The following is a 23,639-nucleotide window of genomic DNA, read 5'->3' as shown; positions in this document are numbered from 1 at the left end:
GCCGTTACCTTCCGCCCGCCGTCACTGTGCCGTCCTGCGAGATCACGAATCTGGGTGTGATCACCTGGGTGAGGTAGGCGTCGGACAGGTCGTTGTAGAAGCCGATCTCCCGCATCCGGTTGGTGAAGGCCTCGGCGTTGGACCGCAGCGCCGTCTGCTCCTCGAAGCCCGTGGACGCGAAGCCGTCGGCCACCGGCAGCTGGTTCACATAGAGGCCGTAGCGGGTCCGCAGGATGTCCATGAACTCATCCAACCGAAGGGACGCCGTGTGGTACATGAAACGGGACCTGGTACCACGCGGGTTGGGCCTCAATAGTGCGATCTGCACAAGTACTTCTAGCAGAGCGCTGTCCAGGACGAAGCGGCGGCGGCCCCGGTAGGGCTGGGCGATGACCGCGCCCTGGCGGTTCTTGAGCAGCAGCGAGTCGATGGTGTCGATGATGTAGTCGTTGTGGTACTTACCCCGGTAGGCCATCAGCAATTCGATGTACTGCTCGAAGAAGTCGAGCCCCATCGCGGCGTCGAGCAGCGGCCGTACCTCCTCGGGCTGCTCGTCGACGGGTGTCTCGTCGAGGAGCGCATCCATCCGGGCGGCGAAGAACTGCTCACGCCGTTCCTTGTAGTCCTTGCCCCCGTACCGCAGAACCTCGGCGACCGGGAAGTAGCCGCCCGACGGCTTGGCGATCTCGCCGCGACCGGCCATGTGCTCGGCGAACTCGCCGAGTTTGCGCACCACGTACCCCGCGCGGACAAAGCCGGGGATGCGCCGCAGCCACACCTCGGCGCTCCGCTCGGCGAGGGCGGCGGCCGGTGAGCCGGGCACCCCGGCCGCGTCCGCAAACAGTCCGACCTGGAACGGGCAGGTCCCGAACGCGTCATGGCCCTGGTCAGGACCGGCGGGGCAGTTCTCCGGCCCGCAGCCGGGCTCGGCGCCGGATCGCTCCACGAGAGACGGCAGCAACTTCATCGTCTTCAGCTGCCCCAGGGCCAGATGGAAGGCGAAGAGGATCTTCAGATACTCGACTATCACGATGCGGGGTAGGAGGTCACTGAGCGACAGCAGCCGCAGCACGTCGTCGGCGAGCAGGTCGGACTGTCCCACGCACAGCGGTGGGGCGGAGTACCAGCCCTTCACCGTCTGCGGAGTGTCCGGCTTCACCTGGCTGTTGAGGTGCAGTACGGCCTGGGTCTCGACGTCGAGGCTGCCCCCGGGCAGCGCCGTACCGAGCGCGGGGTCCAGACCGTTGAAGAAGAAGCCCCGGATCCCGTCCAGGGCGAGGCTGCCCCGGCCACCACGGGCGTGCCTCAGCATCTCGTACAGCTGCGCGTCGGCCCCGTAGGCCCGGGAATGGTAGTAGTTACGGAATTTGTACGTCAGGCCGTGCAGCGGACGCAGCCCCGCGACCGCCTGGCTGGGTTTGCCCCGGTTGACCATGTCCAAAAGCTGTGTCTCGATCCAGCGGCGGGCCATCTCCGGGGATTCGCCGAAGCCCTGGAACCGGTCGGCGTACTTCTCGTCCAGGAACTCCTGGACGAACTTGTCGCTCGTGAGGGCGAACCGCCCGGTGAGCTTGCCTGGTTGGCCGTTGTGGTTCACACGCATCAGGAACCCGGTGAGCACCCGGTCCATTTCGACCCGCTTGAACTCCAGGTATGAAACGCCCAGATGGCGGAATTCGCTGTCCCGCTTCCGCAGTGCCATCAGTCTCTCCCCGTCCCCGTGCCGTGCGCGGACTCGATCGGCGCGAGCCGCAGCGCCCCGTCCGCCAGGCGGCTGATCCGGTGCGGCACACTGCCCGGCGCGGTCAGCAGCACCTCCTGGTACGGGGTGGCCGACAGCGCGTTCTTGAACACCGTGAGCGCCAGATTCTGTCCCTGCCGGTCCTCGACACCCGGCTGGTAACCGGTGTGGAGCCTGATCAGCAGCTCGTACAGGTCGAGCCTGACGACGAGCTCGGCACCGTGCTGCCGCACCCCGTCGGGGTCCTCGTAGCGCACGATCAGCTCACGGGAGCTGGTCTCCACATACCGCGAGGCCGTCGGGACACCGATGGCCAGCGTGAACCGGTCGGCGGGGAACAGCCGGTAGCTGCGGACGCTCCCACCGGGGACCGCTCTGACCTGGAGCGCGAGCGCAGGCCGTCCCTCCAGGGCCGCGCCGGGCAGCCCCTCGCCCCGGTTGACGGCCTCGATGATCCGCTCCAGCTCGGCAGGGCCTGGCTTGCCACCGGTGAGCAGGTCCAGGAACCGGCCGCCCGCGTGATAGCTGAGCATGCTCTTCCAGCGACCGTCGTCGAGGCTTTCGAAGTAGAAGCGCCGCCGGGCGGCCGCGAGATAGGCCCGATGAGCGGCGGCCACCCGCACATCGGCCGACGGGGTGCGCGGCAGCGCGGCGAAGCGGTCTCGCAGCAGCTCGGCATCGTGATTGCCACGCTGGTCGACGGCGACCAGACTGTGGCCGCCTTCCGGCCCCACATAGTCCAGTTTGCGGTCCAGTTGCGGGTCCGGGACCGTGGCGATGTCCAGCTCGCGCAACTGACCGAGCAGCCGGTCCGGTTCACTGCCGCCGTCCGTATGTAGGCCCGCCCAGCTGGTGAAGTAGAAACCGTCCAGACGTTCCTGGATGCTGTCGGGCTGCTCGTAGAGCTCGTGGATCTGCGCACAGTCCCGGCCCGAGGTGAGCGTGTAGGCGAGAGCGGACCGCAGGTCGCGCAGGGTGATGTGCAACCGCCCGCGCAGATGGGTCATGCGGTACAGCGACGCCAGCCGCTCGGTGACCTGCGGCCCCGCTGCCGGGTGTGCAAAGGTCTGCGCGTTGTGCCGGGCGTAGCAGCGCGGCGCGAGGTCGCAGGAGGCACAGGCGGCCCAGCGCTTGGTGTCGGTCATCACGCCGATCATGTGGTGCAGGATCGACTCTCCGGCGCCCCCAGGATCGGCGACAACGTCACGAGCGTTGAGATTGACCACTGCGACGCCGTGGGCGGCCGCTCCGGATCCCAGGCCTGTGCGGATGGTCCCGGCCAGCAGCGGATAGGTCTCATCGTGCTCGGTGACGAAGTCGACCAGGCGCCCTTCGTTGATGGCGATCAGGCGGGTCTCTCCGTCCGGCCAGGCGTCCGGGTCCGCGCCCTTGTAGGGGGCGAGGAAGGCGTCGAGCACGGCGTCGTTGTCCTGCTCGCCCTCATCCTGGCTGCCGTCGTGGTTTGTACGGAAGGCCCGACCCTGGAAAACGAAGTCATCGCCGTTGACCCGTTTCTCCCCGGGAGTCGCTCCTCGTTTGACCGCCTCAACGGCGAGCTGTTCGAGGAACGCCGTCTTGCCGTCGCCCGCGTTGCCAGTGATGACGACCAGCCGGTGTTCCCCGGCAAGGACGGCGGCGCGCAGCCGGGTGTCGAGCGCCGTGGCCACATAGAGCGGGAACTCCGAGGGATCGAGCCCGCGCGTTCCCGCGTTGGTGCGGGTGCTCTGGCTGTACAGCGTCTGGAGGTGGCCGACGAAGGAGTTGGTGTTGGCGGCCGGTGGCGCGTGCGACACAACCGGCAGGGAGTACGCGAGGCCGCCGTTCGGATCGGTCGGTGTGATCCGCACCTCGCCCATGGCCCGTACTGCAGTCAGGAACGCCTCTGCGTCCGCGAAGCGGTCGGCCCGGCGCGGTGCGATCGACTGCAGCAGCACATCGGCGAAGGCCCGGCTCAGATCACCGAGCCCGGCGATCTTCCGGGGGTCGAGGCCGCGCTCGTCGCGGGGCGGCTGCCGTTTGCCGGGCCAGGGGTAGTCCCCGGTCAGCGCCATGTAGGCCGAGATTCCCAGGGCGTACAGATCGAGGTCGGCAAGTTCCGCGCGGGTGGGGCGCTGCCGGTGGACGGCGTCCGGGGCGTAGTAGCGCGGTGATCCGAGGGTGGGTGTGAGGGTGGAGTCCACCGAGACCGCGGCGTTGAAGTCCAGCAGTCTGGTGCCCTCGGGCGTCCACAACAGATTGCTGGGCTTGATGTCGCAGTGGTAGACGCCGTGCTCGTGGAGGTGTCCGAGCCCGCTGAGGCAGTCCTCCAGCAGCCGTTTCACATCGGCGGCGCCGAGCCGGCGCTCCCGGCCGGGCACGGCCTGGAGGTCGTGCCCTTCGGCGAACTCCAGGCGCAAATAGGGAAATCCGCCCTTGGGCAACCAGTCGGCGTCGATGACCCGGACCAGGTTCGGATGCGGTGGCAGCTGGCGCAGGATGCGGTACTCGAGTTTCAGACGGGTCTCGACCGACTCCCGGTCCTTGGTGATGATCTTCAGGACCTCGTCGGCGTCGTCCAGGGTGTTGAACACCTGGTAGACCACACCGAAGCTGCCACGGCCGAGCAACTTGCGGACGTGGAATTTCTCGGTGAGCCGGAAGCCCTCCGGCAGATCGTTGAAGCTGGTCGGACTGTTCCAGTCGAAGGGCTCGTCGGGCTCCCCGGGAGGCACCTGAGGCCCCGCACCCCGACCACTCCCGTCCCCGCCCGCGCCCGAGCCCGCCCGCAGCAACTGCTCCAGCTCGGCGACGGCCGTCCGCGCGTCGGGCCGCCGTGCCGGGTCGGCGGCGAGCAGGCGCCGGATCAGGTCCCGGATCCCGGGGTCGACCCCGTCCGCTTCACCGAGACTGTCGACGAGCCGGTTTCCGCCGGTCACCGTTGGCAGTTCACCGGTATAGAGCTCGTGGAAGAGGACTCCGGCGGCATAGACGTCCGACGCCGTCCCGAACCCTTGTGGCCCCTGCAGACATTCCGGCGCCAGGTAGGCGGCGTCATGGCGCTCGTACGCGTCCATCACCACCGTGCCCACCCGGCGCTGCCCGGTGTGGGCGTAGTCGAAGCCGCTGATCATGGCGGTGCCGTTGCGGTCCACCAGCACCGTGTCCGGGGTGAGATTGCGGTGCACCACCCGGTAGCTGTGCGCCGTCGCGAGCCCCGACAGCACCCCGGACACCACCCGGCGTTTGGCGTCCGCGCCGAGCACGGCCCGGCCGACGGCGGCCCCGCCCGCGCCCATCCGTACACGCAGCGCCTCCGCGTGTACGTCCTTCAGGACCACCGCGTATCCGCTCTCGTCCTCCAGCTGGACGACGTCGACGCACGGCACGATATTGCGGCTGGGCGGCAGCTTGTTGAGCGCCTGCAGCGGATTGCCGATCTTCTCCCGCGCCCTGGTGTGCTCCTCCTCCGGCAGCAGCGGGTCCACGGTGTGCACCTGGACCAGATACGTCCCCGCGTTCGGCTGGTCGGACCGCACCGCCCGGTACACCGACACCCGGTCCGCGTCGTCCGCCGCCTCGCCGCCCGTCTCGGCGAGCGTCTCCTTGGCCTCGTAGATGCCGAACCGCCGAGGCCCGGACGGGGGCCGGTACACCGCGCCCAGGGCCCGCGCGATGTCCTCGTGCAGGGGGGTGATGGGAAGTACGGGCCGGCCGTTGGACGGCTGATGCCCCTGGAGGAAGGGCACCAGATCCTTCAGCAGGACCGTGCTCTTCTCGTCCTTGCCGTCCGCGTCGACCAACTGCGAGTCGTCGTAAGGGAGGATCACCAGCTCCTCGCACCACACCGAGCCCATCTGCGACGAGGCGCGCGACTGGCGGAGCAGGCTCGCCACCGTCTTGGCGTGCTCGCGCACCTTGCGCACCGGGCTCGGATACGGCTGGCGCCCCTGAGGGAACCACCGCGGCCCGTGCACCCCGATGCGGCCGTGCGTGCCCTTGGTGTCGGCGATGTAGCAGGCACGGTCGGTGAGGATCGCGAGATCGATCTCGAAGGTCTGCCGATGCCGGACGATCTCGAAGTTGTGGATCACAGTCCAGTCGGCCGGAGCCTTGTCCCGCAGATGCCTTAGCACCATTGTCTCGGCGTCGTTGACGGGCTCGCCGACCCTGATGATCCTTGCCATGAGCCGCCCCCGGCCCCCGTCCCTGCTCGTCAAACGGGTGCGGGTGTGATGTGCACCGCACCACCGTGTGCGCGAGCCACTTTAGCCCCAGGCCATCGGCAAATTCAGGCGCTCCCACCTCGATAGGGTGATTGTCGGCCAGGCCGGCAACGGGGAGGGCACATGTCGAATCCGGTTCACGTCCGCAATCTGCGTAAGCAGCTCAACGAGCGCTTCCTGGCGCTGATCAACATGACGGACGTCTCGGAGCACGAGAAGGACAAGAAATTCCTCAGCCGGGCCGTCGCCGCGCTGGCCGTCAAGAGCGAGACGGGGTGCGGCGACAGAGATGCGGCGCTCTCGGTGATCGACGGCCGGGACGACTGGGGCATCGACGCCGTGGCCGTCGAGCAGCGCGGTAATCGCCAGCACGTCACTCTGGTCCAGGCCAAGTGGAGCGAGAAGGCGACAGCGGGATTCGGGCAGAACGAGGTGGACCACCTCTTGCGGGGGCTCGATTACCTTCTCAACCTGGAATTCGGCAAGTTCAACAGACGTATCGAGCCACATACGGAAGCCCTGGAACGAGCGCTGGAGAGCGGATCTCCCAGGGTGACGCTCGTTCTCGCCCTGGTGACGGACACCGACCTGCACCCCGACACCCAGCATCTGCTCAAGACCGAACTGGCCAAGCGCAATTGGGGCCACACCGGAGAGGAGATGGTGGACTACAAGGTCATCGACCTGCGCGGCCTGTACCGCGAGATCCTCGGTGAGCACGCCGAGCGGAAGATCACCTTGGAGGCGTGGCTCGACAGTGTCGGTATGGAAGAGGTCCCCTACCGGGCCTTCTACGGCACCATGTCCGCCGGGGACATCGCCGCCTGGTACGACGAGCACGAGCGTCACCTGTTCGCCCGTAACATCCGTGACTCGCTCGACTCCAGCGATGTCAACGAGAAGATCCACGGCACGCTTCTGGAGCGGCCCGAGGACTTCTGGTACTTCAGCAACGGCATCACCCTGGTCTGCGACCGCATCGTGAAGAAGGGCAGGGGTGAGGTCCGGCCGGGGGCCGGTGCCGGGTTCGTACTGGAAGGCGCCAGCGTCGTCAACGGTGCCCAGACGGTGAGCGCGATGTCCCGCGCGATGCTGCGGAACGCCTCGTCCGCCCGCCGGGGCCGGGTGCTCGTCCGGCTCATCTCCCTCGAAGAGTGCCCGGACGGCTTCGGGGACGAAGTCACGATCAACACCAACACGCAGAACCCCATCGAGGAGCGGGACTGGAAGTCCAGGGACCCGATCCAGATCGCTCTGCGGGACGATTTCGCCCTGACGCTGAGGAGTACGTACGTCGTCAAGCGCGGTGAGCCCGCGCCCGAGCCCGACAGCGGCACCACCATGACCGAGGCGGCGATCGCCCTCGCGGCAACCCACCGCACCGCCGAGATGGCGGCACGGGCCAAGAGGGACGTCGCGCTGCTCTGGGAGAAGGAAAACTACCGCACGCTGTTCGGCTCGGGCACAGGCAACGTGCTCGGCGCGCTGAGAGTATGGCGCTGCGTACAGCTGCTGCGCGCGGTACAAACCGCGCTGGCCGTCCAGAGCGACAACCTCTTCGGCCGCGCGGCCAGCGCCGCCAGCAACGGCGATCTGCTGATCACCCACGTCATCTTCCAGGTTCTGGACACCACCGACATCGAGAAGGAAGGCCCGGACTGGGACTCCCGGCTCGCCCTCGTGCCGGACCTCGTCGAGCGGGCCCTCGGCTGGCTGGTGGCCACGGTCGACGTGGCGTACGGCCGCAACAGCCAGATGCTGACCGCGATGCGCACCTTCGAGCGGGTCCGCCTGGTCGTACGACGTGTCGTGGACGGCATGCGCTCTGGTGAACCCGCCCCGGACAATGCCGATTACCGGGTGGAGGAGCGGGTCCAGGGCAAGCGGGCCCGCTCGACCAACGCCGTGAGCCTCATCGTCAAGGCGGCTCGGATCGTGGACGGCACCCCCGTGGAGTTCCGTCCCGTGACCCGGCCGGACCGGCAGGGACTGTCCGCGTGGCTGGCGGCCGACCCGGCCCGGGGCCGGGCGGAATGGCGGAACAACACGTCCAAGCCGCTGGTCTGGGCCGGGGACGGCGAGTCGTACGCCCCCAGCACACTTGTCCGCAAGATGCGGAAGGAAGCCATGAACAACAACCAGCAGGTCCAGGGCACGCTCTACTGGCACGTGGTGGGTGAGGGTTCACTCGTCGATCTGGCGGCGGAGCTGCGGGCCGAGGACGAGTTGGACGCGACCGAGGACCAACTCGGCTGAGCCCGGCGGGCCATGAGGGGGCGCTGGCCCTCACTGCAGGGGTACGACGTCCCCCAGGTCGGCGGTCCACTCACGGCCGCCGCCCACCGGACGGATGAAGGCGAGCAGCTGGGGCGGCCGGGCGACGGAACCCGGGACCGGCCGGCTGTCCGGGGGCTCGTACGGGAACGCGTCCCGCAAGATGCCCTGGCGACCGGTCGCCGTGTCCCGGACCAGGGTGCCCACGGGGATGCCGGGCAGCCCGGCGGCGGGGACGTACGCGCTCGCGTTCACTTTGGGCGACGGGTCAGGTGGGTTTCGCGCGTTCGGTGGGCTCGGTGGGTTCCGTCGGCTTACAGGATCTCCCTCCGGCTACGGGCATTGGCGCGGGCTACGCGCGGGCCCAACGCCTCACCCTGGCCCGCCGGTTCGATGCCCTCCGGCCGCGCCGCCTAGTCCAGGCCACCGCCCTTGGGGCGGAGGTGCACCTGCCCGCCCGTACGTTCCATCACCACGCCGTAGCGATCCTTTCTGGTGTCGTACGCCAGGTCGCCGACGGCCGGTGGTGGCAGCGGTACGGCTCCGGCGGAGGGTGCGCCCGGAACGTAGGTCGGCTGACGTCGCGCGAGCCGATCCAGAACCCGCTGTAGTCGGGGGCGGGTTGGGCGGGCGCCCGGTCCGGTCCGGGGATGGGGCTGGGGCAGGGCCGGTGGTGGGGGTGGGAGCGTCGGGCGTCTGGGCAGCGTCCATCAAGGATCTCCTAGAACGAGGGTGCGTGCGAGCGACGGGAATCACCGTTCGTGCCTTTAACGTCGCCGTCCGTCGCTACCCTCGGCGGGGGTGATCCGTCCCCTCCGGAGACCTGGAACAGCGGGAACTACGGGAACAAGGAGGGCAGCACGGATGACGGTTGGCGCACGTGACCTCGAACTCGCGTGCTCGGCACGGGAGTTGTACGGGACCGAACTGCACCGGCAGCGACAGCTGGCCCGGATGTCCCTGGACCGCCTGTCGGATGTCGTCAACTACAGCAAGACGCACCTGCATGGAGTGGAGACGGGAGAACGGCTGCCACTGCCGCCGATCTCCGAGAAGCTGGATGTGGCATTCGGGACGGGGGAGTTGTTCCAGGGGTTGTGGGGGGTCGTCAGGCGGGAGCACACGCCCCGGCGGTTCGATCACTGTTTGGAGTTGGAGGCGAAGGCTGAGCGGATTCAGGCGTACGGATCCACTCTTGTGCCTGGCTTGCTCCAAACGAAGGCGTACATGCGCGCCATGTTCCGTCGAAGCAACCCGACCGCGACTCCCAAGAAGATCGACAACCTGGTAGAGAAGCGCTTGAGCCGCCAGGAGGTTCTATGGGGTGACAATCCGCCCGACTACTGGGCGGTTCTCGACGAGGGAGTCCTCCGGCGTCCGGTAGGCGGCCCATCGACCATGTACGAACAACTCGCAGCGCTCCTACCGCTGGTGGACACAGGACGAACAACGATTCAGATCATCCCGTTCGAAGCAGAAGAGTACGCCGGGATGAACGGCACCTTCATCCTGATTACGGCGCCTGACAACTCCACTACCGCCTACCAGGAAGACGGCGGCAGCGGGGAGACCTTCGACGACCGCGAGACCGTGACGCGACGCATGCGCGAGTACGATCGTATGAAAGCCTGCGCCCTCTCGCCGAAGCAGTCCGCAGCGTTGATCGAAGCGGCGATGGAGAAGTTCAAGCCATGCGAGCCACCCCAGATCTGAGCGCCGCCCAGTGGCGCAAGTCCAGCTACAGCGGTGGACAGGACGGGGACGAATGTCTCGAAGTCGCCGACGGCATCGCCGAGTTCATCCCCGTCCGCGACAGTAAGACGTCTTTTGCTCCCGCGCTGGCCTTCACTCCAGATGCCTGGGGAGCCTTCATCACTGCGGTGAAGAACGGCGCGGCACCCATCGTGTGACACCTCTGTTCACGCCCCGGCCCGCAGTACCGGGAGTCGAGGCATCGGCGCGTTCGGGGGCCGTTCCCTAAGCTCACAGGGAACAAAATCCTCGTGTCTTCGAGCCGCCCGGTCCTCACTCAGTCGCGCTGTGCCCCGACACGACCTGCTCCAACAGCTCTAGAGCTTGGTCTTCCTTCTGGTCGGCCTCGTCGCGCTTCCGGTATGCGGTGCGGATCGTTTCCGCAATGCGTTCGCGGTCAGGTGCGGTGAGGAGAGGAACGGGGATCTGAGCGCGCAGGGCCTCGTGAATGTCCTGCTGCTTTCCTCCGGTGGACATGGAACGCAGGACGCGGAACATCGCCTCGGAGCGGAGGAAGGCGAAGAGGTAAGCACCCGGGATATCTGGAGTGCCTGTGACCACCCGGAGAAAATGCTGGGTGTAAACGTGCTCAAGCCAGGATCCGGTGACGAACAACGCGCGGCAGAACACCTCGTTCTCACCCAGCGTGCCTTGGGCAGCGACCATCACCGTCTCGTCCTTGGCAAAGATCCCCGGCGGAGCCTGGCTCGGGCTGATCCAACGCCCCTCTGGCCGAATCCAGAAGCCTTGCCGCTGGCCGATCAAACGAGCTGCGCCGTGCCCAGAATCCGCATCAATTCGCTTGAAACGCACTCCGGATCCGAGCTTCCCTCCCGAGCAGATCTCGCCGAGCGTTAGATGATCCACACTGCGCAGTGCGTCGAGGACGCGTCGGGCCCTCGGCTGGTAATTGAGCGCCCGCAGACTCGTCGGCGTAAGCCCCCTCTGTTCGAAACCCAGATCCCGAGGCTGCTCATGCCACCGCAGGTCGAGCAACTCCTCCAGTCCCGCCGTGGTGAACAGGTCCGTGGTCGCCGCCTCCAGCCCGGCCTGGAACTCCGCCCGAAGCCGCGCTGCCTCTTCCACAAGCTCGTGAATACTCTGCTCCACTTCCGGAGCGAAACGCGGTACAGGCAGGTCCGCGATGTGGTGCGGCTCGATGTGCTGAATGATCGCACCGTAGGCGTGGCTGGTAATGATGGGAACACCGAAACGGCTGCGTAGAAAGGTGTTGAGATAGCCGGACGGCACACGGTCCGGGTTCGGCTGGATCTTCATCACGTGCTGGGAGGACCAGATACCCTGCATGTCGGTTCGCACATACGACATGCGCCCGATGGTCCCCGAGCAGGAAATCAGCGTCATGCCCGGCTGAACATCGAGATAGGGAAACTTGTCGGCTACTTCATGGCTGAGCAACGGCAGGTGAGTGAGATCGGCTTCCATCATGTCGGTGCTGCCGAGGAACGGAACGCCGATTTCGGGATCATTGACGTACACGCGGCTGAACTTCGGGCCGTTGAAAATCCCCCCGTTGTGCCCTCCGGTGAGGTCGGCCAGGGAATCTTTGTCCACAGGCAGCCGCTTCAGCAACTGCTTCGCCGCGAACGCCCCCGACAGATAGGGCGCCGCGTCCAGCCGAAGCCCCTGCTCCGTGAGCCAGCCGATCCGTACCGGGTTTTCGTTGGACGCGATCTTCACTGCGTGTGCTCCGTCTGTTCCGTCTTGTCCACCGCGTAAGTCGATGCGTGAGTCGTCACCGCTCGTCCGTCCGTGGCCGGGAACCACTCGGCGAGCGTGGCCATCAGCAGCCGGAACGACTCGTCCGTGCACCCCCGCACCGACGGCAGCGCCAGGGCCAGCCGCTTGAAGATGCCGTTGAGCATGTCACGGCTGTACCCGTTCTCGTACAGGTACTCCACCGCCTTCTTCGGGTCGAGCGGCTTGTCGGCTCCGGCCTGCCACAGGCCCGCCTCCGCCAGTACTTCCCTGGGGGTGCGGTCGCCGCCCTTCGCCGTCCACAGCAGGACCTTCTTGACCAGGTCGGGGTAGTCCACCCAGAACCAGTTCTCCAGCTCCGGCTCGATGACGACGACCGCGAACTGCTCCCAGGTGCCGTCGAGTTGGGCGGAGATCCGCTCGCGGATCCGGTCCGGGTCGAGGGGGTTGTCGTAGGCGTGGTCCACGACCACGATCGCGCGGCGGAACTCGTGCCTGCGCCGGTTGAGGATCAGCCCGGCTTCCCTCTTCACGAGTCCGGGATCGTGGCCGCCGGCGCGCACGATGTCGGTCTTGGGGTTGAAGTCAAAGGGGGCACAGCGGAGCTTGTGATGGAAATCCGGTCGTCCGAAGAAGGCGCCGATCATGGCTTCCATGCCCTTGTCCGCAACCAGGAAGACCAGTTCCCGCTTGGTCTCCTCAGCCACCGGGGCGGCCTGCCGGGGCACGACAGGCGTCGCCGGACTCCCCCGCCCGGCGGCGCGGTTCCGCTTGGCGTTGGCCCGGGTCACTCGAACACCCCCGTGGCGAAGAGGGTGCCGAGGTCGAGGTCGTCGAGGCCGGCCCGCCAGTCGGCCATCCGGGGATGCTGGTCGCCGCGTACGACGGTGACCGCGCCGGTGGCCGGATCCATGCGGGTGGCGAGTACGTCCGCGAGGCCGACGTTGGCCAGTACCAGGGGTGACTGGGTGGCCACAAGTACCTGGCTGCCGCGTACGTTCCGCAGAGCCTGCATGACGATCTCGATGGCCTTCGGATAGATGCCGTTCTCCGGCTCCTCGGTCAGCAGCAGGGCAGGGGTGCGGGGCAGGTACGGGAGGAGGGTGAGCGCCAGTACGCGCAGAGTGCCGTCGGACAGGCCGGAGGAGGTGACCTGGTAGCCGCCGGAGTAGGTCAGGCGGAAGTAGGCGTAGCGGTCCTCCTCGCGCTCGACGACCTCCACCTGTTCCACCTGGGGCAGGGCGAGCTGGGCGAGATCCACCCAGGCGCCGTACAGCTCCGGGTCCTCACGGCTGAGCTGGAGCGCAAGCCAGGGGGTGTTGCGGCCCTGGGTGTCGAGTACCGGCTCACGACCGGCGGGCGGGGCGGCCTGACGGAGCGCGGACCACTCGGGGTCGTAGAGGACAGCGCCGTCCCGGAGAAGGTTCTGGAACCACAGTGCGGCCGGAAACTGGGTGTCATCGAAGGGAACGTTGGCCAGGGCCAGGCTGCTGTGCTGGCTCTGGAGGGTGAGCTGCTTCTCGCGGCCGGTCTCGTCGGTGAAGCGGACCACGGGGCCGCCGGTGCGGGCGATCACCGGGCGCCAGGAGTCCTCCCAGACATAGTGCTTGCGTCGGCTGCCGCCGCGGCCGGTGAACCGGAATGCGTCAGGGTCCTCGAACGCCTTGTCCCCTGGGATCGGGCGTACCGGACGGTCCTCGTGGAAGAGCACCAGGTACTCCCCCGCGACCTCCATACCCAGACCGCTGTCCACTGGCGCGAGATGCAGTTCGTACCGCAGATGCGTGGGAACCGGGAACCGCAGATCGCGTGAGGATTCGGCGATCGCGTCGGCGATCTCCCCCGGGAGAACGGCCTCAAGGGCGAAGCCGAAGCCGCCCCCCTGGCCCCGGTGGGACGATTCGGCGAGGGACAGCGCACGTGGCGGCCGGCCGGTGGACGGGGAGGGGGCCAGGAACGCGTCCGCGATCTGCCGGACGGTGAGCAGGTCACGGAGCAGGACAGGGATGTCCAGCAGCGTGCTCTTGCCCGAGCCGTTGGCCCCGGCGAGGACATGGAAGCGGGACAGATCGATGGCGAGGTTCTCGAAGCAGCGGTAATTGTAGGCCTCGATCCGAGTGATCACGTACGGGCCTTCCACGGGAACGCGTGCTCATGCCGCTTCACGAACTCGTGGTACTCCTCCGCGATCTTGGGCAGGTCGTTGTCGACGATGGGGCGCTGACGCTTGAAGGTACGCAACACCTCTCTCCGCCCGATGCGCAGGACCTCCGTCTCCTCGTACTCCTCGGTGATCACGTCCCCTTCGGGAGAGCGGACCAGGACCGGGTTCCCCCGGCGGTCGACTCCCACCTTCTCCGCGACGGCCATGAACACCGGGTAGTCGGCCGCGCCGTACATGCCCTCTTCCTGCTTCTCCTGCTCGGTCTTGCGGCGCAGGAAGAGCAGGGTGGTGAGGATGTTGACGTTGGCCTCGACGATGAAGGTCTCCACCGGCAGTTCGATGCTGGCCATGACCCAGCACTCCTGAAGGATGAGCCTGCGTGCCGCCTCGTCCGACGGGCCCGGGTTGGACAGGATGCCGTTGGGCAGGACGATGCCGATACGTCCGCCGGGCTTGACCCACTCGATGGCCCGCTGGACGAAGAGCTGTTCCGGGGCGACGGCCGAGGCAGGAACAGTCGACGGCTTCAGCGTGCCGTCCTTCTCCCGGGAGTAGGACCAGGCGACGCCCCACTTGCGGGCACGCGCGCGGTACTTGCCCAGGACGGCGGCCTCGGAAAAGGGGATGTCGGCGCCGAACGGCGGGTTCGTCATCAGGACGTCCACATTGCCCAGCTGGATCTCCGGGACCTTCCGCGCTTCCTCGTTACCCGGCAGATGGCCGTCAGGGAAGGCGATCGAGTCCATCTGGAAGGCGTTGCCGGCGACATCGGTGAGCATCATGACGCTCATCGCGGTGGCCCGGCGCAGGAACGGGTCGAAGTCGGCGCCGAAGATGTGCCCGCGCGCGTAGTCCGCGAGCTTCCTGCGCAGCGGGGGCAGGATCTGTGCATACTGCTGGCTGGTGAAGGTGCCGTTCTTGGGCTTCCACTGGTCCAGCAGGTGGTTCAGGGTCTCGCGGAGGAAGCCGCCCGTGCCGCAGCAGGGGTCGAAGACGGTCTCGTGCTCCTTGGGGTCGAGGATGTCGACCATCAGTCGCACGGCGCCGGTGGGGGTGAAGTACTGCCCGCGGTCACCACGCAGGTTGTCACCCACGAGTTCCTGGTACGCCACCCCCTTCGCGTCGATCGGCGTGGCATACAGGTTGAACGGAGCCAGCTCGCCGGTGATGAAGGTGAGGGCCGCGGGCGACAAGGTCAGCTCGTCGCGGTGATCGAACAGGAGCTGGTCCGCGTAGAACTTCCTGACCTCTTCGAACAGTTCCTTTATGCGCGCGGCGACCGCGGGGCTGCCCGTGTGACCTTCGGGATCCAGGTCTTCGATACCCACTCGGAAACGCGGCGTTCGGCCGTTCTCCCGGACCAGCCGCTCGTCATGGATCTTGGCGAACAGCACATACAGGAACTGCCAGAAGGCGGCGTCCTTGGGCAGGCCCTCATTGCCGTGAATGAAGTTGTGGCAGCGCCGGAAAGCGAAGCGCAGCATGTACTCGTCGGCATGACGCATCTCCGCCAGCGAGGAGGCGTCCCGCGTGGCGTCGAACTCCTCGGCGTCGCCGCTCGGCCAGTTCGGCAGCGGGTGGAACACCGGCTCGAAGCGGGTGTCCTTGCGCTCGACGAAGTACAGGTCCTTGTCGTCGGTCCACATGCCCAGCGTGCAGGACGGCCCGGCGGCGAGCATCAGCTCGCGAAGCTCCGCCAGCTGTGCGTCCGCCTGGGCGTAGGTGCGGATCTTGGTGACAGTACGGCTGCCCTTAGGGCGGGCCTTGGTCACGACGATGCGCTTCAGGGTTTCCGGGCTCTTCGGCTTGCCGGGCTCGAAGATCGCGATACTGGCGCGCCTGCGGCTCGTCCGCCCCGTCTCGGTATTGGGGACCTGGAGCACGTAGTCACGAACCATGTCGTCGGGGTTGATGCCGTACTGATGGACGAGCACTTTGGCGATGCGCTGACGGACGACCTCCGCCTCAGTCAGTTTGACGACATCCTTGTTGCTGATGTAGTCGATCGTCTCGTCGTCGCCGAGCCTGCGAGGGGGACCAACATGGTCGGAGCGTTCTGTGGATCCGCCCTTGCCCCTCGACCCTTCCGGCAAGGGAATTCCGAGGTCCAACTGCTCGTCCGCCATATGTACCGTCTGCTCCGTCCCGACTTTCGCCGACCGTGCCGTCAAAGGGGCCCTCGTGCGCTGCCAGCCCCACTTTAGTAGTAGCTTCTCCCCCACTTTTCCGCTGCTGCCGACAGCTGTAGGACAGGACGACCGGGTAGTGGCTTTCGCAGGGGCCCCACCCGGCCCGGTTCAGCGGCGGATGCCCGCGTGCGCACTGTCGCCAGCCGGTCGCCGCCCCGTCTGAAAAGACGGCCGTACCACTGCTGTAGGCCGGGTTGTCGGGCGGCAGGAGCAGGGTGGTGGTCTCCTCGCCCTCGCCGATGGGCAGGATGGTGATCGCACCGTCCACAGCCGGATCACCGAGCCGGAGGCCGCCACTCTGCCCCCGCTCTCCCCTCCCCGGAGGTCCAGGCTGACGCCGGTGACGCGCGCCGCGAGCAGCCGATCTCGGCTCGTCGTCCTCGGGGTCGCGACCCGTAGCTGAATATGTGCGCTCCGGGGCCATACCTGCGCCCACCTCAGAGCGCCACCGCGGGCCTCGCTCTTGTCAGAAAGGCACAAGACAAACATCGATAAATAACCGGCCCCGGCAAGCAGTTCTGACAAGCATCACGCATCGTTGGCCACCCCGTTGCCCAACAAGGGCCTCGCCTACCTGATCGCCCCAGCATCTGGGGCACTAAAGCAGCAGGTCAACGTCTTGGACAGGAGCCGCTGTCCGCAGAGGGCAAACGCACGACCTACGCAATACGATGCACCGACCGCAGATGCCGGTTGACCCCGATCTCTAGCCGAGTAGATGAAAAACCCCAGGTCACGGCGAGTGAGTCCTGGGGTTAATCCGAGCCGCCTTCGGGATTCGAACCCGAGACCTACGCATTACGAGTGCGTTGCTCTGGCCAACTGAGCTAAGGCGGCGCGCCTTCCGCACCATGGTGCGATCAGCAGCGCGGCCAAGTCTACACAGTTTTGGAGGGTGCTCCGCACACGCCTCCCGCGGGGGTCTTCCCGCAGGTCAGGAGCACTTCTTGCCGTCCGTCGGGGGTGTGCCCTCCAGGAGGTACGTGTTGATCGCCGTGTCGATGCAGTCGCTGCCGCGGCCGTACGCCGTGTGGCCGTCCCCGTTGTAGGTGAGGAGGGTGCCGGAGGAGAGCTGGGCGGCCAGGGACTGGGCCCACTTGTACGGGGTCGCCGGGTCGCGGGTGGTGCCGACCACGACGATCGGGGCCGCGCCCTTCGCCTCGATGCGGTGGGGGGAGCCAGTGGCCTTGGTGGGCCAGTAGCTGCAGTTCAGGGAGGCCCAGGCCAGGCCCTTACCGAAGACCGGGGAAGCCTGTTCGAAGGAGGGGAGCGCTCGGGTGACCTCTTCGGGGCCGCTGAAGGCCGGCGGGAGGTCCAGGCAGTTCACGGCGGAGTTGGCGTACATCAGGTTGGCGTACGCGCCGTCGCTGTCGCGCTCGTAGTACGAGTCGGCGAGGGAGAGCAGGGCCGCGCCGTCGCCCTTCATAGCGCCGGCGAGGGCCTGGCGGAGCTGGGGCCAGGCGGACTCGTCGTACATCGCGGCGATCACGCCGGTCGTGGCGAGCGACTCGCCCAGGGGGCGGCTTTGACCGGTCGGGACGGGCTTGGCGTCCAGTGTGGCGAAGAAGGTCTTCATACGATTCGAGACGTCGGCCGCGGACTTCGTGCCGAGGGGGCAGTCGGACTGTTTGACGCAGTCCTCGGCGAAGGACCGGAAGGCCGTCTCGAAGCCCGCCGTCTGATCGCGGTTCAGCTCGCGGGCCGGGAGGGACGGGTCCATCGCGCCGTCGAGGACGAGGCGGCCGGTGCGCTTCGGGAACAGTTCGGCGTATGTCGCGCCGAGGAAGGTGCCGTACGACGCCCCGACGTACGACAGCTTCTGGTCGCCCAGCGCGGTACGGAAGATGTCCATGTCACGGGCCGCCTCGACCGTGGACACATGCGGGAGGATCGCGCCGGAGCGCCTCTCGCAGCCCTGGGCGAACTTCTTGAAGGACGCGGCCAGCTTCGCGGTCTCGGCCTGGTCGTCGGGCGTCTGGTCGACCTGGGTGTACGCGTCCATCTCCTTGCCCGTGAGGCATGTGACAGGCTCGCTGCGGGCGACACCGCGCGGGTCGATGGCCACCATGTCGTACTGGGCGCGGACCTGCGCCGGGTAGCCGATGCCCGCGTACGCCTGGAGATAGCCGATGGCCGAGCCGCCGGGACCGCCCGGGTTGACCATGAGGGAGCCGAGGCGCTTGCCGGGTCCCGTGGCCTTCTTACGGGAGACGGCCAGGTCGATCCGGGTCCCGTCCGGCTTCGTGTAGTCGAGCGGCGCCTTCATCGTGGCGCACTCGAAACCGGGGGCTCCGCACGCGCGCCACGTGAGCTTCTGGTCGTAGTACTTCTTCAGCGTGGCAGGGTCGATGGACACCGCGCCGGAGCCCGAATCCGCGGCCGAATCCGCGCCCGAAGGCGATGCCTCCGACGAGGAACCGCCGGAGCTGCAGCCGGAGATCAGCAGACCGGCCGCCACGAACGCGGTAGCGGTGATACGGAACAGGCGCCTGGTGTCCATTCAGGGAGCCTAACCGCCGGATCGTGTGCGCCGCCCGTCCATGCTCGTACGGGTGATTCCCCGGACAATCGGCCCGCTCGTACGGTCAGGCTGTCCACGGCTCCGAACCGTCAGCCCGCCCGCAGCGAGACCGCCATCGCCTCCACCGCCAGCAGCGGCGCCACATTGCGGTCCAGCGCCTGGCGGCAGGCGACGATCGCCTCTATCCGGCGCAGCGTCCGCTCGGGCGTCGAGGCACGGACGACCCGGTCCAGCGCGTCCCGTACGTCCCCATTGGCGAGCGCGACGCGGGAGCCCAGCTGGATGGCCAGCACATCGCGGTAGAAGCCGGTCAGATCGGTGAGGGCCAGATCCAGGCTGTCCCGCTGGGTACGGGTGGAACGGCGCTTCTGGCGGTCGGCCAGCTCCTTCATCACGCCCGCCGTGCCCCGGGGCATCCGGCCGCCCGCCGAGGCGCCGAGCGCGGCCTTCATGTCCTCGGTCTCCTTGACGTCGACATCCTCGGCGACCTGCTTGGCGTCCTCCGTGGCGGCGTCGATCAGCTCCTGCGCCGCCCTGAGACAGCCGCCGATGTCGTCCACACGCAGCGGCATCTTGAGAACGGTGGCGCGGCGGGCCCGCGCCCGTTCATCGGTGGCGAGACGGCGGGCCCGGCCGATATGCCCCTGAGTGGCGTTGGCGGCGGCATGGGCGGCCTCGGGCTCGATGCCGTCGCGCCGGATCAGGACATCGGCGACGGCTTCCACGGGCGGAGTACGCAGCACGAGGTGGCGGCAGCGCGAACGGATCGTGGGCAGGACGTCTTCCAGGGAGGGCGCGCAGAGCAGCCAGACCGTACGGGGCGCCGGCTCCTCCACCCCCTTGAGCAGGACGTTTCCCGCACCCTCGGTGAGGCGGTCGGCGTCCTCAAGCACATTGACCTGCCAGCGTCCGCCGGCCGGCGCGAGCTGGGCGCGACGGACCAGCTCACGGGTCTCCTTGACACCGATCGAGAGCAGATCGGTACGGATGATGTCCACGTCGGCGTGCGTACCGATCAGGCTCGTGTGGCAGCCGTCGCAGAACCCGCAGCCCGGCTCACCGCCGAGCGCCCGGTCCGGACTGGTGCACTGCAGAGCGGCGGCGAAGGCACGGGCCGCGGTGGACCTGCCCGAACCGGGCGGCCCGGTGAACAGCCAGGCGTGCGTCATCTTCGACGCCTCCGGCGGCTGGGTACCCGCCGCCTCGGCGGTCACGCGCGCGTCCGCGTCACGAGCGGCGGCGGCGAGCGTCGCCCGAACGCGGTCCTGCCCGACCAAGTCGTCCCATACGGTCATGCGCCGTCACCACCTCCATGCGTGTGCGGGCCCCACCAGCGTGAGCCCCGGATCCCATTGTGGGGCCGGGGTCTGACAGTGCCCGCCGTCCAGCCGACAGCCCGGGCGGTCTCCAGCCGACAGCCCAGGCAGCCCGGCCGGCCCAGGCAGTCCAGTCGGCCCAGGCAGCCCGGCCGGTCCTGCTAGCGGCGGCGCCCGCCGCCGTGGTCGTCAGCGTCGTCATGCGGGCCGAGCAGTTCGTCCGCCAGGGTCGGAAGGTCGTCCAACGGAGTCTCCTCCGCCCAGTCGGAGCGGCGGCGCGGGCGCTCGGGCGTACGTTCCTGACCACCCTCCCGATGCGCCTCCGGGTTGACCTGCGGCAGTTCCCGCGTGCGCTCGTTACCGCCCTCGGCGGGCGACGGCCGCGCGTCGTCCCGGAAGAAGCCCCGGGGCACCCGGTCGGCCGGATCGGCGTTCGGTACGGGCGGGAGTACGGCGGTCTCGTCGGCCGCGCGGGCGTCCCGGCTGCCCCCCGAGTCACCCGTACCCCGTGCGTTCGTACCCCGCGCGTCGCCGTGCCCGTCGTCCCGTACCGGCGGGAGCAGCGTCGTCTCCTCGGCCGCCCTGTCCGTACGGTCGCCCCGCTCACCCCGTTCGGCAGGCCGATCCGGATCCGGCACCTGCGGAATGACAGCCGTCTCGTCCGGATCCGCCGGACGTACCGCCGGGACCTCCTGCGTCACCTCGTCCGGCGCGACTTCCGACTTCGTGCCCTCCGACTTCGTGCCCTCCGGCTTCGCGACTTCCGGCTTCGTGGCCTCCGGCTGCTTGACGAGGGGCGTGGGGACCGTGATCTCGTTCGGAGAGACCCCCGGGGCCGCGGCCGAAGCCGCCTCGGCCGCCGCCTGCTCCGCGAGCCGCCGCGCCTCCTCGGCCCGCAGCAGCGCCTCCTCCGCCTTGCGCTGCTTCTCGCGGCGGCGCTCCTCGGCCTCCGCCCGGAGCCTGGCCTCTTCCTGGGCCTGTCGCCTGAGGCGCGCCTGCTCCGCCTCGTACGCCCGCTCCTCGGCCTCGCGCCGCAGCCGCTCCTCCTCGGCCTTCTTGCGCGCCTCCTCGGCGCGCTGCCTGGCCTCCTCCGCCTGCCGCTCGGCCTCGCGCTGCCGCGCCTCCTCCAGCTCGCGGCGCTTGCGCTCCTCCTCCTCGGCACGCAGCTTGGCGAGCTGCGCCTGCCTCTCGCGCTCCAGCCGCTCCTCCTCCGCCTTGCGCGCGGCCTCTTCCTCGGCCCTGCGGCGGGCTTCCTCGATGGCCGCCTTCCGTGCCTCCTCCTGGGCCTTCACCTCGGCCTCGGAGAGCGGCAGCATCTGGTCGAGCCGGTGCCGTACGACGGTGGTGACCGACTCCGGCTCCTGGCCGGCGTCCACCACCAGATAGCGGGTGGGGTCGGCGGCGGCGAGGGTGAGGAAGCCGGACCGTACCCGCTGGTGGAACTCCGCAGGCTCGGACTCCAGCCGGTCCGGCGCCTCCGTGAACCGCTCGCGCGCCGTCTCCGGGGAGACGTCGAGCAGCACCGTCAGATGCGGTACGAGCCCGTCCGTCGCCCAGCGTGAGATACGGGCGATCTCGGTCGGCGAAAGATCACGGCCCGCGCCCTGGTAGGCCACGGACGAATCGATGTAGCGGTCGGAGATGACGATCGCGCCGCGCTCCAGCGCCGGACGGACGACCGAATCGACATGCTCGGCGCGGTCGGCGGCGTACAGCAGGGCCTCGGCGCGATTCGACAGACCGGCACTCGACACATCCAGCAGGATCGAGCGCAGCCGCTTGCCCACCGGGGTGGCGCCCGGCTCGCGCGTGACCACCACTTCATGGCCCTTGGCCCGGATCCAGTCGGCGAGCGCTTCGACCTGGGTCGACTTTCCGGCGCCGTCGCCGCCTTCTATCGCGAGGAAGAAGCCGGTCGCGGCCGGGGCCTGCGCCGGGTCGGCTCCGCCACGCAGCGCGTCGCGCAGATCGCGACGCAGCGGCACACCGGACCGGTCGTCCGTCTTGGCGAGAACGACGGCCGCCACGGGCAGCAGCAGCGCGCCGACCAGTATCAGCGTGAAGGCCGCTCCGTCGTGCGCGAAGACGGAGTTGCCACCGGCGAGGCGGTGCGGGCCGATGGCCGCCGCGACGAGGGGAGCGACGACCACACCGAGCCCGACAAACACCCTGGCTACAGCCTGTAGGTGCTCGGTGACCCGATTACGACGGTACTCCTCCGTCTCCAGATCGATAAGGGTGTGTCCAGTATTCGCCGCGACACCGGCCGTGAAGCCCGCGAACAGTGCCAGGAACAGCACGGTAGCCATGTCCGGCACAAGGCCCATGACCAGCAGCGCTATGCCGGTGACCGCGATCGCCAGCGCGAACAGACGGCGACGGGACAGCGCGGGCAGCACCTTCGCGGCACCCCGGATGCCCAGTCCCGTACCGCCGGTCAGGGCGAGGACGAGAAGGGCGAAGGCGACCGGACCGCCCCCGAGGTCCTTGGCCTGGAGTACGGAGACACCCACGGCGGCGGCGACAGCGCCGGCGATCGTGCCGCACGCGAGGACGAACAGCGGCACCGCGCCCGTACGCCCCCTGTCCTGGCGCCCCTTGTCCTCGCCGCCGCTGCCGCCGGACCCCTTGCCGCTCGCGGCGCCCACGGCCCGGCGCAGCCCTTCGAGCGGGGAACGCGGGCGGGGCGTATGGCCGTCGGGCAGTTCGAGGAAGTAGAGGGTCGACACCGACGCGGCGAACAGCCCGGCCGCGACGTACGACCCGAGGGCCGCCTGGTGCAGCGAGAACCACTCGATGCCCGTACCCAGCAGATTGCCGATCAGCGTGGCGATGAGCAGGACCGCGGCGGCGACGGGGATGGCGGCGAAGGACGTACGGAGGGAGAGCCTGCGCAGCGCGTCGAGGTGGTCGGGCAGCGGGCGTACCGCGGCGCCCTCAAGCGGCGGAGCCGGCAGCAGCGCGGGAGCCGCGCTCTCCTTGGCGACCGTCCAGAAGCGCTCGGCGACGCCGACGACGAAGACCGTGCTGAGGAGGATCGGCAGGGCGCGGTCGGGGGTCCAGTCGAGCCACAGCGGCGCGACGATGAGGAGCGCGAGGCGCAGTACGTCCGCGACGATCATCGTCCAGCGGCGGTCCAGTGGGCCGCCGTCCCGCGCGGGCTTCGCGGATTTGCCCGATGTGGCCGACTTCGTCGACTTGGCATGCTTCTTGACCACCGTGGCCCCGGACGCCTCAGGCATCTCAGGCGTCTCAGGTGTTCCGGCCACGTCAGCCACGTCAGCCGTCTTCTTGGCCCCGCCCCCGCCACTGGGCGCGATCAGCGCCGTCAGCGGCCCGAGAAGCACCGCCCCGAACAGCAGCGTGGCCAGAACCCGGGCCCCGAACACGGCGGCGACGGCGAACGCCACACCCCGGTATCCAGCACCGAACGAGCCCTCGGCGATCGCCGCCTGCAACGACAGCAGCAGAAGCACGAGTACGGCGAGTACGTCGCCGATCCCGCCGACGAACTGGGCACCCCAAAGCCGCCGCAGCGGCGGAAGGCGCAACAGGGATCGTACGGCGCGCTCTCGTGAGTCTGCGGCAAGTGCGTCGGAGTCGGAGGTGGGGCTCACGACCGTTGGCTGCTCGGCTCGCGTCATCCGCCCAGCCTATCCGGAGCCAGTGACAACCCTGGAGCCCCGTCCGAACAGACGATCGCGACAGAGAGGGCGAGAAGCAGCAAAACGCCCCGCTCCCGCCGTCCCCCCGCGGCCCAG

At 68.5% G+C, this 23,639-nt stretch carries 13 protein-coding genes and 1 tRNA gene; 3 read left to right on the top strand and 11 right to left on the bottom strand.

Annotation, left to right across the window (positions count from 1 at the left end):
• Positions 1-4 precede the first annotated feature (4 nt).
• Positions 5-1,702, bottom strand: a complete 1,698-nt coding sequence (locus ACFRMN_RS22615) for a hypothetical protein (RefSeq protein ID WP_383022285.1) — start codon at positions 1,700-1,702, stop codon at positions 5-7.
• Positions 1,702-5,904, bottom strand: coding sequence for a protein kinase (locus ACFRMN_RS22610; protein ID WP_383022283.1), 4,203 nt, complete (start codon positions 5,902-5,904; stop codon positions 1,702-1,704). The genes ACFRMN_RS22615 and ACFRMN_RS22610 overlap by 1 nt, the downstream gene beginning before the upstream one ends.
• 162 nt (positions 5,905-6,066) lie before the next feature.
• Between ACFRMN_RS22610 and ACFRMN_RS22605 the strand changes: the two genes are divergently transcribed.
• Complete coding sequence (locus tag ACFRMN_RS22605) at positions 6,067-8,199, top strand: AIPR family protein (protein ID WP_383022281.1); 2,133 nt, start codon at positions 6,067-6,069, stop codon at positions 8,197-8,199.
• Positions 8,200-8,229: 30 nt separating this feature from the next.
• Here ACFRMN_RS22605 and ACFRMN_RS22600 read toward each other — a convergent pair whose 3' ends face one another.
• Positions 8,230-8,472, bottom strand: coding sequence for a hypothetical protein (locus tag ACFRMN_RS22600; protein ID WP_383022279.1), 243 nt, complete (start codon positions 8,470-8,472; stop codon positions 8,230-8,232).
• Between the two features lie 609 nt (positions 8,473-9,081).
• On the opposite strand from ACFRMN_RS22600, the gene ACFRMN_RS22595 reads away from it, so the two are divergent.
• On the top strand, positions 9,082-9,930 hold the full coding sequence (locus tag ACFRMN_RS22595) for a DUF5753 domain-containing protein (RefSeq protein ID WP_383022277.1): 849 nt from the start codon (positions 9,082-9,084) through the stop codon (positions 9,928-9,930).
• Positions 9,909-10,127: a DUF397 domain-containing protein gene (locus ACFRMN_RS22590; protein ID WP_383022275.1), complete on the top strand. Its 219-nt coding sequence runs from the start codon at positions 9,909-9,911 to the stop codon at positions 10,125-10,127. Before ACFRMN_RS22595 ends, ACFRMN_RS22590 begins: the two co-directional genes overlap by 22 nt.
• Before the next feature lie 115 nt (positions 10,128-10,242).
• On the opposite strand, the gene ACFRMN_RS22585 is transcribed toward ACFRMN_RS22590, so the two are convergent.
• The 8 genes from ACFRMN_RS22585 to tmk all read right to left on the bottom strand — a co-directional run bounded on the left by ACFRMN_RS22585 (position 10,243) and on the right by tmk (position 23,522).
• Positions 10,243-11,670 (bottom strand): restriction endonuclease subunit S, encoded by a 1,428-nt coding sequence (locus ACFRMN_RS22585; protein WP_383022274.1) that lies wholly within the window; start codon positions 11,668-11,670, stop codon positions 10,243-10,245.
• Complete coding sequence (locus ACFRMN_RS22580) at positions 11,667-12,479, bottom strand: hypothetical protein (RefSeq protein WP_383022272.1); 813 nt, start codon at positions 12,477-12,479, stop codon at positions 11,667-11,669. The genes ACFRMN_RS22585 and ACFRMN_RS22580 overlap by 4 nt, the downstream gene beginning before the upstream one ends.
• A complete protein-coding gene (locus tag ACFRMN_RS22575) occupies positions 12,476-13,813 on the bottom strand; it encodes an AAA family ATPase (RefSeq protein ID WP_383022270.1) in 1,338 nt (445 codons plus the stop codon). Before ACFRMN_RS22575 ends, ACFRMN_RS22580 begins: the two co-directional genes overlap by 4 nt.
• The gene (locus ACFRMN_RS22570; protein ID WP_383022269.1) at positions 13,810-15,978 is read right to left on the bottom strand and encodes a restriction endonuclease subunit M; all 2,169 of its coding nucleotides are present in this window, start codon (positions 15,976-15,978) and stop codon (positions 13,810-13,812) included. Before ACFRMN_RS22570 ends, ACFRMN_RS22575 begins: the two co-directional genes overlap by 4 nt.
• Before the next feature lie 826 nt (positions 15,979-16,804).
• A tRNA-Thr gene (locus ACFRMN_RS22565) sits at positions 16,805-16,878 on the bottom strand.
• 97 nt (positions 16,879-16,975) lie between these two features.
• Positions 16,976-18,541 (bottom strand): alpha/beta hydrolase, encoded by a 1,566-nt coding sequence (locus tag ACFRMN_RS22560; protein WP_383022267.1) that lies wholly within the window; start codon positions 18,539-18,541, stop codon positions 16,976-16,978.
• Between the two features lie 110 nt (positions 18,542-18,651).
• Positions 18,652-19,857 (bottom strand): DNA polymerase III subunit delta', encoded by a 1,206-nt coding sequence (locus ACFRMN_RS22555; protein WP_383022266.1) that lies wholly within the window; start codon positions 19,855-19,857, stop codon positions 18,652-18,654.
• A 182-nt stretch (positions 19,858-20,039) separates the two neighbouring features.
• On the bottom strand, positions 20,040-23,522 hold the full coding sequence (tmk, locus tag ACFRMN_RS22550) for a dTMP kinase (RefSeq protein ID WP_383022264.1): 3,483 nt from the start codon (positions 23,520-23,522) through the stop codon (positions 20,040-20,042).
• Between the last annotated feature and the right edge of the window lie 117 nt (positions 23,523-23,639).

The sequence above is a fragment of the Streptomyces sp. NPDC056835 genome (assembly GCF_042789485.1).
Lineage (GTDB): Bacteria > Actinomycetota > Actinomycetes > Streptomycetales > Streptomycetaceae > Streptomyces.
Note: the sequence above shows the minus strand (reverse complement) of the source record. Positions and strands in the feature narration are given on the sequence as shown.